Genomic DNA, 14,260 nt, shown 5'->3' on the forward strand with positions numbered 1-14,260 from the left:
CTCGCACGGCTCGTGGACCGTGATCGCGGTGGCGGCGGCTCCGGGCGGCTGGTCGGGCACGTGCAACCCCTCCCTATCTATGGGAACATATGTTCGATGGTTGCGAACGAGCGGACAGAGTTGCATGTTGCGAGCGCGTACGCAAGTGATTACGTTCCGTGGAGGTCGATGTGACGGCGAGTCCTCAAACCCTCCTGAGCTGCGGGAAGTTGCCGAATCTCCACAGTTACGCGCGGGCGCGCACACACATTGGTGCGTGTGCGATCGGTACTCTGCCCCGGCGACGAGGGGAGATCGGACTCATGGCTTCGAGCTCACGGGTCGGTGCCCGCGCCGACCACAACCTCCGGGCCGCGGGGCTCGACGACTTCGCCGGCTGGATCGAGGGGCTGCTGCGCGCCCGGGGCTACGACATCGACAGCCCCCGCGGCGGCGGCCGTTCGAAGCTCGCCGACGACGCGGGGGTGCACCGGGCCGCCGTAAGCCGGCTGCTCCAGCGGCAGTCCATGCCCGACCTGGAGACGATGCGGCGTATCGCGGCCGTACTCGGCGTGCCACTGCGGGAGATGCTCATCCGCTCCGGCCGGCTCACCGAGGACGATCTGCCGGTGTCGGACAACGGGCACCCCGCGAGCGGCGAGGACCGTCCGTGGCTGAGCGCCGAGGAAGCCGCCCTCCGCATGGGCGTCCCGCCCGAACTGCGGGAGCTGTTCGCCAAGGTGGCCCAGCAGTTCCTGCCGAAGAGTGGCTGACGGGCAAGGGGCGGCCGGGGGCCGGAGGCTCGGGCTGTCGGCCGTCGGCCATTTGCCATTGGCCTGCGGGGGCTTGAGGGAGCGCGGCATGGGAAATCCAGGAGGCGGCGGCCCGGGCGACGAGGCGGAACGCGTCTCCCGCCTGGTGGGCGAACTGCTCATCGGGCTCGGCGAGAAGATCCGGGCGGCGGGACCGGAATCCGTCCGCGTCCTCACCGAGGAAGAACTCCAACGGCATCAGCTGAACTGGTTCCGCGCGGGCTGGGACGAGCATGCGCGGGCGACGGGCCGGGAGGGGCAGGAGCATGGGGAGGGGCGGGCTGGGCCCGGTTCCGACGTCTCCGGGCATCCCGATACCGAGGACTTCCCCGTCCTGCCCTCCGTCCGCCTCCTCCGTTTCCCGGAACGCCCGCCGGACGACGGGGGCCGGGACGAGGGGCGGGACTGACCACGGCGTGTGGGCGTGGGCGTGGCTCAGGACGTCGTCTCTGTGCGCTCGTAACGCAGCATGACCACGCCGTTGCCGAAGGCGTGGGTCTCGATGAGGCGGAGTCGGGAGAGGGCGTCGGTGTCGCGGAAGAGGGGGTTGCCGTGGCCGATGAGCACCGGGTGGACGTAGATCCGGTACTCGTCGATCAGGTCGTGCCGCCGGAACTCCGCCGCGAGGTCCGCCCCGCCGACCACGAGGTCCCCGCCCGGCTGTTCCTTGAGCGCCCTGATTACGTCGGGGGCGACCTCCCGTACGACGGTCGCGTTCCAGTCGGCCTTCTCCAGCGTCCGTGAGTAGACGATCTTCGGGATGTCACGCCAGATCGCGGCGAACTCGCGGTTGGTCTCGGAGCACTCGGGGTCCTGGTCGGCGGTCGGCCAGTAGGCCGCCATCAACTCGTGTGTGACTCGGCCGGTCAGGAGGCCGCCGAGTTCGCCCACGAATTCGTTGAAGTGCCGGAGCAGTTCGTCGTCGACCACGTGCCAGTCGATCTCGCGGTTCGGTCCCTCGAAGAACCCGTCGAGGGAGACGCCAATACTCAGAACGATCTTTCGCACCACGGACCTCGCGGGGGTGGGTTGGTCGTGTCTGCCTTCTGTCCGTCGGATGGTGTCAGACGGGGGTGGTGTCCGCAGGTACGTGAGGTCTGTTTTCTTCGCCCCCGCCGCCCCTACCCATTCCCGTCCCTTTCCGGGGCTCCGCCCCAGACCCCGGCGGGAGCGTTTTCGGGTGCGGGTTCGTTGTGGCTGGTCGCGCAGTTCCCCGCGCCCCTAGGTACCTCGGCCCCCAGGTACCTGGGGGCGCGGGGAACTGCGCAGTCTTTTGGTCTTTGGGGGTTCGGGGGCGGAGCCCCTGAGTCAGGGACGGGAATGGGTAGGGGCGGCGGGGGGCGAGGGAAAAGCAGGTCAGCCCATGTGGGCCGCAGCCGTGCCCTCGGCGTGTTGTTGGCGGCCCGCGTTGACCGCGAAGGCCGTGACGACGAGGCCCGCCAGGAACATCCCCGCGGCGGCGACGAACGCCATCGCGTAGCCATGGGTAAGCGCCTCACCGGCCCGGGCCACCAGCCCGAAGTCCTTCACGGCCAGCCCCCGATACAGGGACGCGGCAGCGTCGGGCAGCTTCCCGTCGGCAGCCGACGTCGAGATCGTGGACAGCACCGCAAGCCCCAACGCCCCACCGACCTGCTGCGCGGTGTTCAGCAGCGCGGAAGCGACCCCGGTGTCCAGATGGTCGACCCCGCTCACCGCCCCGAGCGTCATCGGCACGAAACTCATGCCGAGACCGAGCGCGGTGACGAACATCGCCGGCATCAGATGCGCCGCGTACGACGAGTCCGCCTCCAGTGTCGCGAACCACCCCATGCCCGCCGCGGCGACCAGCAGCCCGGGCCCGGCGATCAGCCGCGGGGCGAAGTGCGTGACCAGCTTGGAGCTGACCCCGGCCGCGGCGGCCATGCCGAAGCTGAACGGCAGATACGCGAAGCCGGTCTTCACGGGGCTGTAGCCCAGGATGAGCTGCATGTAGAGGGTCAGGAAGTAGAACGTGGCGAACATGCCCGCACCGATGAACAGCATGGTGGCGTACGAGCCGGTGCGGTTGCGGTCGCGGAACAGCCGCAGCGGCATCATCGGGTGCGAGCTGCGGGCCTGGACGACGAGGAAGACCGTCAGCAGGACGACGGCCGCGGCGAAGGACGCGAGGGTCGGGCCGTTCGTCCAGCCGTGTTCGCCGCCGCGGGTGATGCCGTAGACGAGGGCGATCAGACCACCGGTGCCGGTGATGGCGCCGGGCACGTCGAGGCGGCCGGGGTGGCGTTCGGCCTCGACGAGCGTGCGGGTGCCGGCCAGGACGGCCAGGCCGATGGGGATGTTGACGAAGAACACCCAGCGCCAGTCCAGCAGGTCGGTGAGCGTGCCGCCGAGCAGGAGACCGACGGTGGCGCCGACGCCGCCCATGGCCGCGTACACGCCCATCGCGGTGTTGCGGGGCCTGCCCACCGGGAACGTGGTGGTGATCAGGGCCAGCGCGCTGGGCGCGGCGAGCGCGGCGCCGACGCCCTGCAGGATGCGGGCGCCGATCAGCAGGCCCTCGTTCGGGGCCAGTCCGCCCAGCAGGGAGGCCAGGGTGAAGACGATGATGCCGACCTGGAACATGCGCCGGCGGCCGAAGAGGTCGCCCGCCTTGCCGCCGAGCAGGAGCAGTCCACCGAAGGCCAGCGCGTACGAGTTGACGATCCAGGCGAGGTTCGCGTCGGAGACGCCGAGGTCGGTCTGGATGGCGGGCAGGGCGATGTTCGTGATGGTGGCGTCGAGTACGACCATCAGCTGGGCCGCCGCGATGACGACCAGGGCGAGGCCGAGGTGGCGGCCTCGGGGTGGGGTGCCGGAGCCGGAGCCGGAGCCGGTTTCCGGGCGCGCGGAAGTGGTGACAGCTGTGCTGTCCGCAGACATGGAGGAACTCCAAAGGGATGGGCTGAGAACCGAAGCGAAAAGGGCGCGCTGGGTCGACGGTGAACGAGAACACCCGCGATGCAATCCGAGCGGGGCTGCCGTCTGCGGCACGCCTGCCTGACTCGGGACGAAGCCCAAACGTAGCAGTCGATTTTCGCCGGGAAGGGCGAGAATCCGCATTCTCAAAATGTGGTTCTTCTCGCCCTTGACGGGCGATCCGAATTGTGGGCACTGGGGAAAACGAATTCCGCCCTCAGTGCCCACACTTCGAGCCTTTCTGTCAAATGCGGACAGGCTTCGGCGCGGTGTCGTCCCTGGCCGGAAGGGGTGGGCGTTTCTCCGGCGGGAAACTCCGCCCGCCCCTTCCGTGATTCACGAACCCCTTTGCCGTGTACCCCGTTGTCAGGGGGCCGGATCGGCCGGGGCCGGGCGGCACACCGTCGGCTCGTCGAAGATCTCGGCGAGGTCGCAGGCCAGATCGTCGTCCCAGTCGGCGGCATCGGCGCCGGTCCAGTCCTCCACGGCGGTGACCCCCTGCTCCTTGTTCTCCAAAGGCGCCACCTGCGCCGCCTGCGTCATCTGTGCCATCTGTTCCACGGACGGTTTCGGCGGGGCCTGGAGCCAGCTGTCGAGGGGGCGTTCCGTGTAGCTCTCGACGCAGGCGACGATCGCCTCGCGGAGAGTGCCGGTGTCGGTGAGCCCGGCGAGCGAGGACCAGTCGGCGGCACACGGGTCGGGGGCGGGCTCGGGCGCGGCCGTCGCGGGCGTGGCCGTCAGGGCCAGACAGCCCGCCGCCAGAAGAGGTATGAGGCATCGGGAGAGCGTGCGCATGGGGACTCCAGAGTGAGTGAGGACACGAGCGGGACGAGCTGCCTGGTTCCGGCAACTGCTCCCGGCACCTCCTCCCAGCAACTTCCGAGAGCCGCGCCACCGCAATCCGTACGCGGCCGAACAGGTGCCCACACTGACCCGGACGTGGTGTTCTGGCCGCTTCCGCCCAGGTCCGCCCCACCCTCGACCCCCTCGTACGACGGGCGTGTGGACCCCTGCCCGACGGATTTCCCCTACATCACCCCGGTCTCTCCACAGGTTTCTGTTGCGATCTCGTTAGCAGTTACTCCTTGACGCACCGGGAACCCCCACGTTGGCTTTTGTCACCTGGGCCCGCACGGTTGCGCCCTCGTCCGGAAGGCACCCGAAAGTGAACAGCGCCATACGTCGTACCGCCGTAGCCGTCTCGGCTTCCACGATGACCCTCATGCTCGCCGCATGCGGAGCACTGGACGGGAGCAGTGACGGCGGCGAAGCGAGCCCGACCAAGGGCGACGACATCACTGTGGGGCTGCTGCTGCCGGAGAAGTCGAACTCGCGCTACGAGAAGTTCGACTACCCGATCATCAAGGAGAAGGTCTCCACGCTGACCGACGGCAAGGGGAAGGTCGTCTACGCGAACGCCGAGCAGGACGCGGCAGAGCAGAACAAGCAGCTCGCGAAGATGGTGGAGGACAAGGTCGACGTGCTCCTCGTGGACGCGGTCGACTCCAAGGCCATCGCCTCCGGGGTGAAGCAGGCCAAGGAGGCGGGGATTCCCGTCATCGCGTACGACAGGCTGGCCGAGGGGCCGATCGACGCGTACATCTCGTTCGACAACGAGGCGGTCGGGCAGGTGCAGGGCCGGGCCCTCGCCGACGAGCTCAACGGCGGCAGGTCGCAGAAGATCGTCATGATGAACGGCGCGGTGACGGACCCGAACGCCGCCCAGTTCAAGGACGGCGCCCTCGGTGAGCTCAGCGGCAAGGTGACCATCGCCAAGTCGTACGACACCAAGGACTGGAAGCCGGCCAACGCCCGGGCCAACATGATGGCGGCGATCTCCGCCATCGGCGCCGACAACATCGCCGGGGTGTACTCCGCCAACGACGGCATGGCCGGCGGCATCATCTCCGCGCTGAAGGCGGCCGGGGTCACCGACCTGCCGCCGATCACCGGCCAGGACGCCGAGCTGGACGCGGTGCAGCGCGTCGTCATCGGCGACCAGTTCATGAGCGTCTACAAGCCGTACCCGCAGGAGGCCGAGACGGCCGCCGAGATGGCCGTGGCCGTCGTCCGCGGATTCGGCATCGAGTTCGACTCCCTGACCCCCGACAAGGTCACCAGCCCCACGAAGAAGAACATCCCGTCCAACCTGCTCCAGGTCTCCGCCCTGACCAAGGACACCATCAAGACGACGGTCCTCCAGGACGGCATCTACACGGCCGACCAGATCTGCACGGCCAAGTACAAGACGGCCTGCGACTCCCTCGGCATCAAGTAACACCTCGCCCGATTCTGAATCCGGTCCGAAGCCGAATCCGTTCGGGGTCGACGCGCGTAACCGGGATGGTTCAGGGGTTTTCCCACATCTGTGGAAAACCCCTGAACCATCCCGGCTCACGGACCCGGGAGTTCACGCCACGCGGGTGAACTCCACCGTCACCTCGGGCGGGCCCCCGGCCACTCCCCGGTAGATGCCCTTGTGCGGGGTGACGTCGTCGTAGTCGCGGCCCCGGCCCACGACGACGTGGGACTCGTCGGCACGGGTGCGGTTGGTGGGGTCGTGGCCGGTCCAGTCGCCGGCCCAGTACTCGATCCAGGCGTGGCTCTGGCCGGCGACGGGGCGGTGCAGTTCCGCGTCCCGCTCGGGGTGCAGATAGCCGGACACATAGCGGGTCGGCAGGCCCAGTGCCCGCAGGAGCCCGGCCGTCAGATGGGCTATGTCCTGGCAGACGCCCGCGCCCTGGTCCCAGGCCTCGGCCGCGCTGGTGTTCACGCCGGTGGAGCCCGGGATGTACGAGACCCGGTCGGCCACCAGGTCCGAGACCGCGACCGCCGTCTCGTGCGGGTCCAGTCCCGCGGCCGCCGCGCGGGCCCGCTCGACCAGCTCCTCGGGGACGGCCGTACGGGAGGTCTGGACCGCGTGTTCCAGCAGGCGGGAGTTCGCCACCCGCCGGGCCACCTCCGCCCAGGCCGGGGCCGGTGGCAGGTCGGCCGGCGGTGACGTCTCCACCAGGCTCACCGCCGTGATCGTCAGATCCTCGTGCGGCTCCATCAGGTCGAAGCCGGTGACCTGGGTGCCCCAGTAGTCCCAGTACGACCAGGTCGGTGTGGACGGGCTGACCAGGACGCGGGCGTCCAGCGTCGTCTGGCCCGGCAGCGTCAGCGGGGTCATACGGACCTCGTTGTGGGAGCGGACCGCGGCCTGCGCGTACGAGACGCGGGTGATGTGCCGGATGCGCAGCCGCCGGGTCATCGGCGCGCTCCCGTTCCCGTTCCCGCTCGTGTTGCCGTTCCCGTTCCTGTTCGCGCCCGTGTTCGCGTTGGCGTCGGCGTTCATGCTCACGCTCCTTCCTGGGCCCACTCGACGGGCCCCTGGTACGGGAAGAACCTCTCCGCGACCGCCTCGGCGGAGGCCATGCAGGACGTCTGCAACTCCCGCAGGAGGGAGGGGAGCACGTCCTCCAGGGCCGTCGAGTCCAGGTATTCGAGGCGGGTGCGCATCCTGCCGATCGGGCGCCGCGCCGGGTCCTGGCGCGGGCGGCCGAGCGCCGCCAGGCACTCCTCCGCCGTGGTCAGCGCGTGCAGCACCGAACGAGGGAACTCCCGGTCCATGATGAGGAATTCGGCCACCCGGGCCGTGTCCCCGAAACCGCCGTACACCCGCGCGTACGCCTCGTCCGCCCCGCTCGCGCTGAGCAGCGTCGGCCAGTCGGGCGCGTGCGCCGCGTCCAGCACCCGTACGGACAGCAGCCGTACGGTCATGTCCACCCGCTCCAGGCTCCTGCCGAGCACCACGAAACGCCAGCTGTCGTCCCGGCTCATCGTCGAGTCGGCGAGCCCGAAGAAGAGCGCGGCCCGTCGGCGCACCAGCTCCAGATAGGCGTACGGGCCGGTGCGGCGGGCCGCCAGACGCTGGTCGGCGAGGGCGTGCCAGGTGGAGTTGAGGCACTCCCACATCTCGGAGGACACCGCCTCGCGGGCGCTGCGCGCGTTCAGCCGGGCGGCGCCCAGCGCACCCTCGATGGAGCAGGTCGAGCGGGCGTCGAAGGCCAGCTGGTCCAGGACCTGTTGCATGTCGACGGCGTCGGTGCCCGCGTCGACGCCGAGGATCGCGTACAGCGAGCGGCACGCCATGTCCTCGTCCCGCCAGGGGTCTTCGAGGAGCCGGTGCAGATAGGCGTCGAGGATGCGGCCGGTGGCGTCGGCCCGTTCGACATAGCGGCCCGTCCAGGTCAGTGCCTCGGCGATGCGGGAGAGGATCACGTCGTTCACGGCCGTACCTCCTGCTCCTTGAGCGGCTTCAGCTCCTTGAGCTGCATGTGCGGGCACTCCGTGCGTGGGCGTCACTGCTGCTGCGCCCCTTCCTGTGCGACGGGGCGCTCGCCGTCGGGGCCGAGCTGGCGCGGGGCGACCTCGGGGAGGGGGCCGGTCGGCTCCGCCGCGGGCCCCTCCGCAGGGCCCTCCGCGAGCACCCAGGTGTCCTTGGAGCCGCCGCCCTGGCTGGAGTTGACGATGAGGTTGCCCTCCTGGAGCGCGACCCGGGTGAGGCCGCCGGGCAGCACCCACACATCGCTGCCGTCGTTCACGGCGAACGGCCGGAGATCGATGTGGCGCGGGGCCATCCGCTCGCCCGCGAGGGTGGGGGAGGTGGACAGGGCCACCGGCCGCTGGGCGATCCACCCCCGGGGATCGGCGACGACCTCTTTGCGTACGCGATCGATTGTCTGCCGGTCCGCGTGCGGTCCGATCACGATGCCCTGCCCGCCGGCCCCGTCGACCGGTTTGACGACGAGCTGGTCCAGCTGGTCGAGCACCGCCTCCAACTGTCCCGGCTCGTCTGGGCGGAACGACTCGACATTGGGGAGGACCGGTTCCTCGGCGAGGTAGTACCGGATGAGATCGGGAACGTACGTGTAGAGGAGCTTGTCGTCCGCTATGCCGTTGCCCACCGCGTTCGCGAGTGTGACGTTCCCGGCCTGGGCGGCGTTCATGATGCCGGGGCAGCCGATCACCGAGTCGGGCCGGAAGTGCAGCGGGTCGAGGAAGTCGTCGTCGAGCCGCCGGTATACGACATGGACGGGCATCTCGCCGCGCGTGGTCCGCATCCACACCCGGTTCCCGCGGCAGACCAGATCGTGGCCCTCCACCAGCTGCACGCCCATCAGCCGTGCCAGCAGGGCGTGTTCGAAGTAGGCGGCGTTGCTGGGACCGGGGGTGAGCACGACCACGCGCGGGTCGCCGACCCCGTCGGGCGCCGCCGCGCGCAGTGCCGCGAGCAGCCGCTGCCCGTACCCGTCGACCGGCAGCACATGCTGCTCGGCGAAGAGCGAGGGGAAGATCCGGGTCATCGCCCGCCGGTTCTCGATGACGTACGAGACCCCGGACGGCACCCGGACGTTGTCCTCCAGAACGCGGAAGTCGCCCGCCTCGTCCCGTACGAGATCGATGCCGGCGACGTGGATGCGTACCCCTCCCGGGGGCTCCACGCCGTGCGCGGCCCGGTGGAAATGGGGGGAGTTGAGGAGGAGCCGCCAGGGCACGACCCCGTCCTCGAAGGCCCGGCACGGTCCGTACGCGTCCGCGAGGTAGGCCTCAAGAGCCCTGACCCGTTGGGACACCCCGCGCTGGATGAGATCCCATTCCAGCGCGTCCAGCACCCGTGGCACGAGGTCCAGCGGCCAGGGCCGCTCCTCGCCCGCGAAGGCGTACGTCACGCCGCGGTCCGTGAACGACCGGGCCATCTGATCGGCCCTGAACCGAAGTTCGGCCGGTTCCATCGGTTGGAGTGCCGCCAGCACCGGCTCATAGGCGGTCCTGACCTCACCCGGCCGCTCAAACATCTCGTCCCACGCGTCGGCCAACGCGTATGCGTCAAATATGTCCGCCATGGCCTGACGTTAGATGCGGCACGTAACACGACGATCACTCGGTGATTTCCGGCAGCTCACGCGGGGCGCGCGTTTGCTCACCGTCCTCATGCGTCGCACATGCGCCACGGCGTCCGATTCGCGACCGCCATCAGCTTGTTGCAACGAGCCATGCTGTGGTGGGGATAAATCGGTATTCACCGTGTCGATAGGGGGCGGGGACACGTCGAAGCCGTGTTGCGGAGGCGGTGGCAGCCGCGCATAGTTGCGCTCCGGAAGAGGCTTGAACCGGGGGTTGAGGAGATGGCCGGGCACGGGAAGGAAGCGCATCCGCACGGTGCTGACCGCCTGTGCGAGGCAGGGGACCGGGTGTACTCCCGGGCGGTACGACGCGGCCGGGTGTCCCGCGAGGACGCCGGGACCGTGCCCTGTCTGGTCGAGCTGGCGCTGCTGCATCCCGACCCCGACGACATGGGCTGGCTGGTGCCGACCTCGCCGCAAGAGGTCATGACACGGCTGCTGCGGGAGATGCACGAGCACGTCGTCGCCACGCAGTCGCGCATGGGCTCGGCGGTGTCCGCCTTCGAGTGGTACGCGGCCCTCGGCGGCAACGCCCACTCGCGCGCCGAGGGCGTGGCGATCCGGGTGCTCGACGGACTGCCCCGGATCCGGGCCGCGATGGACGAGGCGACCGAGGCGTGCGCGTCCGAGGTGCTGGCCGTCCAGCCGGGCGGCATCCGCCGCGAGGACGAACTCTCCGAGGGCCTGCACCGGGCGATGGCGCTGCGCCGCCGGGGTGTGCGCATGCGCGACCTGTACACGCATGTGGCCCGGCACGGGCAGGGCCTGCTCAACTACATGGAGCTGATGGGCGACGCGGCCGAGGCCCGCACCCTGGACGAGGTCACCGAGCGGCTCATCGTCTTCGACCGCACGGTCGCCTTCATCCCCGCGAGCTCCGACCGCACGATCGCCCTCGAACTGCGGCATCCGGCGCTGGTGGACTACCTGGTCACGGTCTTCGAACGGCTCTGGCGCCTGGCGATCCCGCTGACCGCGCCCCTCCCGGACACGGGGATCGAGGGCATCACGCACCGCGAGCGCTCCATCGCGGCGCTGCTCGCGGAGGGCCACCAGGACGCGGTGGTCGCCGAACGCCTCGGCATCAGCGTCCGCACCTGCCGCGCCCACATCGCCCGCCTCTCGGAGACCCTGGGCGCCGCCAGCCGCACCCAACTGGGCGTCCGAATAGCCCAGGCAGGCCTCGACGGCCCACCCCGCTCCCCGGAACTCCAGCCCCTCACGGCTCCCGGTCCCGGGGTTCCAGAATCCCCGACCGACCGATGAGATAGCCGAGCTGCGCGCGGCTCTCGCTGCCGAGGGTGGCGGCGAGTTTGGCTATGTGGACACGGGCGGTGCGGACGTTCATGCCGAGGCGCTCCGCGATGACGGTGTCCGTGTGCCCCTCGACGAGAAGGCCGGCGATGGCGAGCTGACGGGTGGTGACGCCGTTCACCGAGGGCTGTTGGACGGCCTCGGGATACATGGGCGTGGCGAGGCGCCAGAGCCGGTCGAAGGTGGTGGCGAGGTGGGTGACGAGGGCCGGGTGCCGGATCTCCAGGGCGATGCTGCGGTCCTTGGCCGCGGGGATGAACGCGACGGTCCGGTCCATGACGAAGAGACGCTCGGTGACCTCGTCCAGGGTGCGGACCTCGACATCGCCGTCGAGCTGTTCGAAATGAGCCACGACCGCGGACGAGTAGCGCGAGGTGTGCTGGTAGAGCGTGCGCATCCGGGCTCCCCGGGAGAGCAGCGCCCGTTCCCGCGGCAGCGCGTCGGCCAGGATTTCGGGCGGCCGGTTTCCGCCGGGCTGGATGGTCAGCATTTCCTGCGACGACTCGGCCACCGCCCGGTTGACGGCGGCGTTGATCCGGGGGAGTCCCTGAAGCGCGGTGACCAGGGCGGAGCCGGAGGACTGCGTGCCATGGGCGTTCAGGTCCAGGAGAGGCTCGAACGTCTCGGCCAGCCTCGCCGCCCGGCGGCGCTGCCGCGCGACTTCCTCGTCAAAGGTGCGGAGCAGCCTCGGGAGGGCGACGGCGGGCGCGGTGGGTCTCAGCCATCGAACGTCCTCCGGGTCGGGCTGCAGGAGGCCGAAGTCGATCAGGCAAGGTGACTTCAGGGCGTCCTGCTGCCGTACACGTCCCTCGCTCAGCGCGCGGCCGTACAGCAGCGATCCCGCCTCGCACAGCTCCTCGACCTGGTGCGTCTGATGCTCGGGCGTCTCGTCGGTGGACATTCAGTGATCCTGCTCCAGGAGCCCCGACTGCGCTATGAGAAAGCCGAGCTGGGCCCGGCTGCCGCTGCCGAGGGCGGAGGCCAGCTTGGCGATGTGGGCGCGGCAGGTGCGGACGTTCATGCCCAGGCGGCGCGCAATGGCCTCGTCGACATGCCCCTCGATGAGGAGTTTGGCGATGGAGCGCTGGACAGGGGTGATGCCGTTGGGGTCGACGTCGTTCGGGACGTCCTCGGTCAGCGGCACGGCGCGCTGCCAGAGCTGTTCGAAGACCTTGCTGAGGTACATGACGAGTCCGGGGTGCCGGAGTTCGAGTGCGACCCGCCGGTCGTCGCTGGCGGGGATGAACGCGACGGTCCGGTCGAAGATGATCAGACGCTCTATGAGCTCTTCCAGCGTGCGGACCTGGATCCGGCCGCCGGATATTCGCTCCACGTAGGCGAGTGTCCCCTGGCTGTGTCTGGCCGTGTGCTGGTACAGCGTGCGGATGCTGACCCCGCGGTCCGTGAGGGGCCGGTCGCGCTCCAGAGCCTGCATGAGAGCGTCCGCGGGGCGACCGCCGCCGGGCTGGATCGTCAGCATCTCCGTGTTGCACTCGGCGGTAGCCGAATTGAGTGCCGCGTTGATCCGGTCGAATCCCTCCAGGACGGTGATCGCGTGGATGCTCGTCTGCCCCTGCGTGCTGATCGCGATGAACGGATCGAAGGAATCGGTCAGCTCGATCGCCTGGCGCCGCCGCTCCTGGATCTCGCGTTCCAGGGGGTGAAGACGTTGTGCGAGCGCGACGGACGGGGGAACCGGGCGCAGCCACTTCTCGTCGTCCGGATCGGGGTGGAGCAGTGCGAACTCCAGGAGACAGGGAGCCGCTTCCACCTCGACCCGGGTGATGCGCCCGGAGTGCAATGCGCTGGCGTAAAGGCGCGCTCCTTCGTCACACAACGTCGTGACAGCATGGGGATGTGTCGGTTGTGAGTTGTTTGTAGGCAAATCTCCACCCCCCAGGGTCCTGAACATGCAGGAACATGATGCATCGCTCCTGTGGCATTGACGTGCCTGAATGAGCCATCGTCTTGTGACGACGGGGGAGAAGATTCCATCAAGTGAGGACGAAGCCGACTATGCGAGCGAGATTGCTTGGTTCAGTGCTTGCCGCAGTCTTCTCTGTCGCTGTGGCCTTCGGCACGTCGGGGGGCTCGGGCCTCGACGTCGTGCACGCCGAGCAGTCGGTCCCACCGGACAGCGGTTGGACCGATGCGGAAGCGGCGCCGGCGGACAGTGGCTGGACCAAGGTACTGGCCGGGGCGGCGGAGGTTCCGCCGGACAGCGGTTGGACGAGCAGCCCCGCGGACGCAGAAGCATGACCACCCCTCCCGACGACCGTTCCTTCCGCCGAGAAATGGCCACCGCGTACCGCTCCGGCTGGCACTTCATCGATCTGGCCACCGCCATCCCCCACAGCGGTGACTCATTGATGGTGACGGTGTTCGGGGAGCCGGTCGTGGTGACCCGGGACGAGGACGAGGATGTACGGGCGTACCGGTGTCTGCGACGGCCTCGGGGGGCGCCGCAGCCGGTACGGTGCGCCATTCGGTACGGAATGATCTTTGTGAACCTCGACCAGCGCGACCACCGGCTGGTCGAGCCGGAAGCCCCGGACGTACGAGCCATCTCAGCCACCCCCCGCAGTGCCTGACGCGATTCCCCCGTCGTTGTAAATCGCTCAGGCGCTTCCCCGCAGCGGCGTCACCGTGACCTGAACACGGTGACGCCGCTGCAGTTTCCAGGCATATTTCAGGTCATCCACCGGTTTCCACAAGGGCTGAAACCAGCCTGGTACCCGACTGGTGTCCCGTTGTGCGCCCGCCTCGCACCGGATTCCCGTCAGCCGTGCCCCAGAGCCGACGTCAGAGCGATCTCGACGACCACCCGGGACGGGTTGGGGGACGGGGTCCGGCCGTAGCGCTCGGCGTACCGCCGCTCCGCCTCCGCGACCCGCTCGGGGTCCATGGAAACCGTCGCGCGCCCCTCCAGCGTCGCCCACCGCCGCCCGTCCACCTGGCAGACCGCGACGGGGATGCCGTCGGACCCGCCGGCCTGCACGTTCCGCACCTTCGTGCTGGACTTGTTCGCGATCACCCGAGCGAGACCGCCCTCCGGATCGTATGTAACCCCGACGGGCACCACATGCGGCGTGCCGTCGGGACGGAGGGTGGTCAGGGTGCACAGATGACGTTCCCGCCAGAAACCGAGGTACGAGTCGTCGGGATCGCGCGGGTTCACGGGATACGAGGCCATGGACCGGAACTTAGCCGCTGACCCTCGCCCGCACCTTCTTGAGTGGAATAGACTCAACTTTGTGTACGTTGGTTGGG

14 protein-coding genes are annotated in these 14,260 nt (G+C 69.4%); 5 read left to right on the forward strand and 9 right to left on the reverse strand.

All coding sequences use genetic code 11. The features are described from left to right. The first annotated feature begins 302 nt into the window (after positions 1 to 302). Positions 303 to 752 carry a helix-turn-helix domain-containing protein gene (locus tag JEQ17_RS25025; RefSeq protein ID WP_200397302.1) on the forward strand — a complete coding sequence of 150 codons (450 nt, stop codon included), beginning with the start codon at positions 303 to 305 and terminating at the stop codon, positions 750 to 752. Positions 753 to 840: 88 nt separating this feature from the next. Then, positions 841 to 1,200, forward strand: coding sequence for a hypothetical protein (locus tag JEQ17_RS25030; RefSeq protein ID WP_200397303.1), 360 nt, complete (start codon positions 841 to 843; stop codon positions 1,198 to 1,200). Between the two features lie 26 nt (positions 1,201 to 1,226). Here the strand turns inward: JEQ17_RS25030 and JEQ17_RS25035 are convergent, their stop codons facing one another. The 3 genes from JEQ17_RS25035 to JEQ17_RS25045 all read right to left on the reverse strand — a co-directional run bounded on the left by JEQ17_RS25035 (position 1,227) and on the right by JEQ17_RS25045 (position 4,523). Then, entirely contained in the window at positions 1,227 to 1,799 is a 573-nt protein-coding gene (locus JEQ17_RS25035; protein WP_200397304.1) for a dihydrofolate reductase family protein, read from the reverse strand. 348 nt (positions 1,800 to 2,147) lie between these two features. Continuing rightward, positions 2,148 to 3,692 (reverse strand): MFS transporter, encoded by a 1,545-nt coding sequence (locus tag JEQ17_RS25040; RefSeq protein ID WP_200397305.1) that lies wholly within the window; start codon positions 3,690 to 3,692, stop codon positions 2,148 to 2,150. 402 nt (positions 3,693 to 4,094) lie between these two features. Further along, positions 4,095 to 4,523 carry a hypothetical protein gene (locus JEQ17_RS25045; RefSeq protein WP_200397306.1) on the reverse strand — a complete coding sequence of 143 codons (429 nt, stop codon included), beginning with the start codon at positions 4,521 to 4,523 and terminating at the stop codon, positions 4,095 to 4,097. A gap of 418 nt (positions 4,524 to 4,941) precedes the next feature. On the opposite strand from JEQ17_RS25045, the gene JEQ17_RS25050 reads away from it, so the two are divergent. Further along, positions 4,942 to 6,006 (forward strand): sugar ABC transporter substrate-binding protein, encoded by a 1,065-nt coding sequence (locus JEQ17_RS25050; RefSeq protein WP_200401701.1) that lies wholly within the window; start codon positions 4,942 to 4,944, stop codon positions 6,004 to 6,006. A 132-nt stretch (positions 6,007 to 6,138) separates the two neighbouring features. Here JEQ17_RS25050 and JEQ17_RS25055 read toward each other — a convergent pair whose 3' ends face one another. From JEQ17_RS25055 to JEQ17_RS25065, 3 genes are all read right to left on the reverse strand, one after another. Beyond that, positions 6,139 to 6,981: a transglutaminase family protein gene (locus tag JEQ17_RS25055; protein WP_200401702.1), complete on the reverse strand. Its 843-nt coding sequence runs from the start codon at positions 6,979 to 6,981 to the stop codon at positions 6,139 to 6,141. Between the two features lie 86 nt (positions 6,982 to 7,067). Further along, positions 7,068 to 8,000 (reverse strand): alpha-E domain-containing protein, encoded by a 933-nt coding sequence (locus tag JEQ17_RS25060; RefSeq protein ID WP_200397307.1) that lies wholly within the window; start codon positions 7,998 to 8,000, stop codon positions 7,068 to 7,070. Between the two features lie 71 nt (positions 8,001 to 8,071). Continuing rightward, positions 8,072 to 9,616, reverse strand: a complete 1,545-nt coding sequence (locus tag JEQ17_RS25065; RefSeq protein WP_200397308.1) for a circularly permuted type 2 ATP-grasp protein — start codon at positions 9,614 to 9,616, stop codon at positions 8,072 to 8,074. Positions 9,617 to 9,898: 282 nt separating this feature from the next. On the opposite strand from JEQ17_RS25065, the gene JEQ17_RS25070 reads away from it, so the two are divergent. Continuing rightward, a complete protein-coding gene (locus tag JEQ17_RS25070; RefSeq protein ID WP_200397309.1) occupies positions 9,899 to 10,942 on the forward strand; it encodes a helix-turn-helix transcriptional regulator in 1,044 nt (347 codons plus the stop codon). On the opposite strand, the gene JEQ17_RS25075 is transcribed toward JEQ17_RS25070, so the two are convergent. Continuing rightward, a complete protein-coding gene (locus JEQ17_RS25075; RefSeq protein WP_200397310.1) occupies positions 10,896 to 11,891 on the reverse strand; it encodes a helix-turn-helix transcriptional regulator in 996 nt (331 codons plus the stop codon). The two genes, JEQ17_RS25070 and JEQ17_RS25075, sit on opposite strands and share 47 nt — an antisense overlap. Then, positions 11,892 to 12,902 carry a helix-turn-helix transcriptional regulator gene (locus tag JEQ17_RS25080; protein ID WP_200397311.1) on the reverse strand — a complete coding sequence of 337 codons (1,011 nt, stop codon included), beginning with the start codon at positions 12,900 to 12,902 and terminating at the stop codon, positions 11,892 to 11,894. Positions 12,903 to 13,245: 343 nt separating this feature from the next. On the opposite strand from JEQ17_RS25080, the gene JEQ17_RS25085 reads away from it, so the two are divergent. Next, positions 13,246 to 13,581 (forward strand): Rieske (2Fe-2S) protein, encoded by a 336-nt coding sequence (locus JEQ17_RS25085; protein ID WP_200397312.1) that lies wholly within the window; start codon positions 13,246 to 13,248, stop codon positions 13,579 to 13,581. Between the two features lie 188 nt (positions 13,582 to 13,769). Here the strand turns inward: JEQ17_RS25085 and JEQ17_RS25090 are convergent, their stop codons facing one another. Continuing rightward, positions 13,770 to 14,183 carry a pyridoxamine 5'-phosphate oxidase family protein gene (locus JEQ17_RS25090; RefSeq protein WP_200397313.1) on the reverse strand — a complete coding sequence of 138 codons (414 nt, stop codon included), beginning with the start codon at positions 14,181 to 14,183 and terminating at the stop codon, positions 13,770 to 13,772. Positions 14,184 to 14,260: the final 77 nt, after the last annotated feature.

It is taken from the genome of Streptomyces liliifuscus (genome assembly GCF_016598615.1).
In the GTDB taxonomy this organism is placed as follows: Bacteria; Actinomycetota; Actinomycetes; order Streptomycetales; family Streptomycetaceae; genus Streptomyces; species Streptomyces liliifuscus.

Bases quoted from the DNA above. Each gene is read 5' to 3' on its own strand.
- JEQ17_RS25025 (WP_200397302.1), top strand. From the start codon at position 303: ATGGCTTCGAGCTCACGGGTCGGTGCCCGCGCCGACCACAACCTCCGG.
- JEQ17_RS25030 (WP_200397303.1), top strand. From the start codon at position 841: ATGGGAAATCCAGGAGGCGGCGGCCCGGGCGACGAGGCGGAACGCGTC.
- JEQ17_RS25040 (WP_200397305.1), bottom strand. From the start codon at position 3,692: ATGTCTGCGGACAGCACAGCTGTCACCACTTCCGCGCGCCCGGAAACC.
- JEQ17_RS25045 (WP_200397306.1), bottom strand. From the start codon at position 4,523: ATGCGCACGCTCTCCCGATGCCTCATACCTCTTCTGGCGGCGGGCTGT.
- JEQ17_RS25050 (WP_200401701.1), top strand. From the start codon at position 4,942: ATGACCCTCATGCTCGCCGCATGCGGAGCACTGGACGGGAGCAGTGAC.
- JEQ17_RS25055 (WP_200401702.1), bottom strand. From the start codon at position 6,981: ATGACCCGGCGGCTGCGCATCCGGCACATCACCCGCGTCTCGTACGCG.
- JEQ17_RS25065 (WP_200397308.1), bottom strand. From the start codon at position 9,616: ATGGCGGACATATTTGACGCATACGCGTTGGCCGACGCGTGGGACGAG.
- JEQ17_RS25070 (WP_200397309.1), top strand. From the start codon at position 9,899: ATGGCCGGGCACGGGAAGGAAGCGCATCCGCACGGTGCTGACCGCCTG.
- JEQ17_RS25075 (WP_200397310.1), bottom strand. From the start codon at position 11,891: ATGTCCACCGACGAGACGCCCGAGCATCAGACGCACCAGGTCGAGGAG.
- JEQ17_RS25080 (WP_200397311.1), bottom strand. From the start codon at position 12,902: ATGTTCAGGACCCTGGGGGGTGGAGATTTGCCTACAAACAACTCACAA.
- JEQ17_RS25085 (WP_200397312.1), top strand. From the start codon at position 13,246: ATGACCACCCCTCCCGACGACCGTTCCTTCCGCCGAGAAATGGCCACC.
- JEQ17_RS25090 (WP_200397313.1), bottom strand. From the start codon at position 14,183: ATGGCCTCGTATCCCGTGAACCCGCGCGATCCCGACGACTCGTACCTC.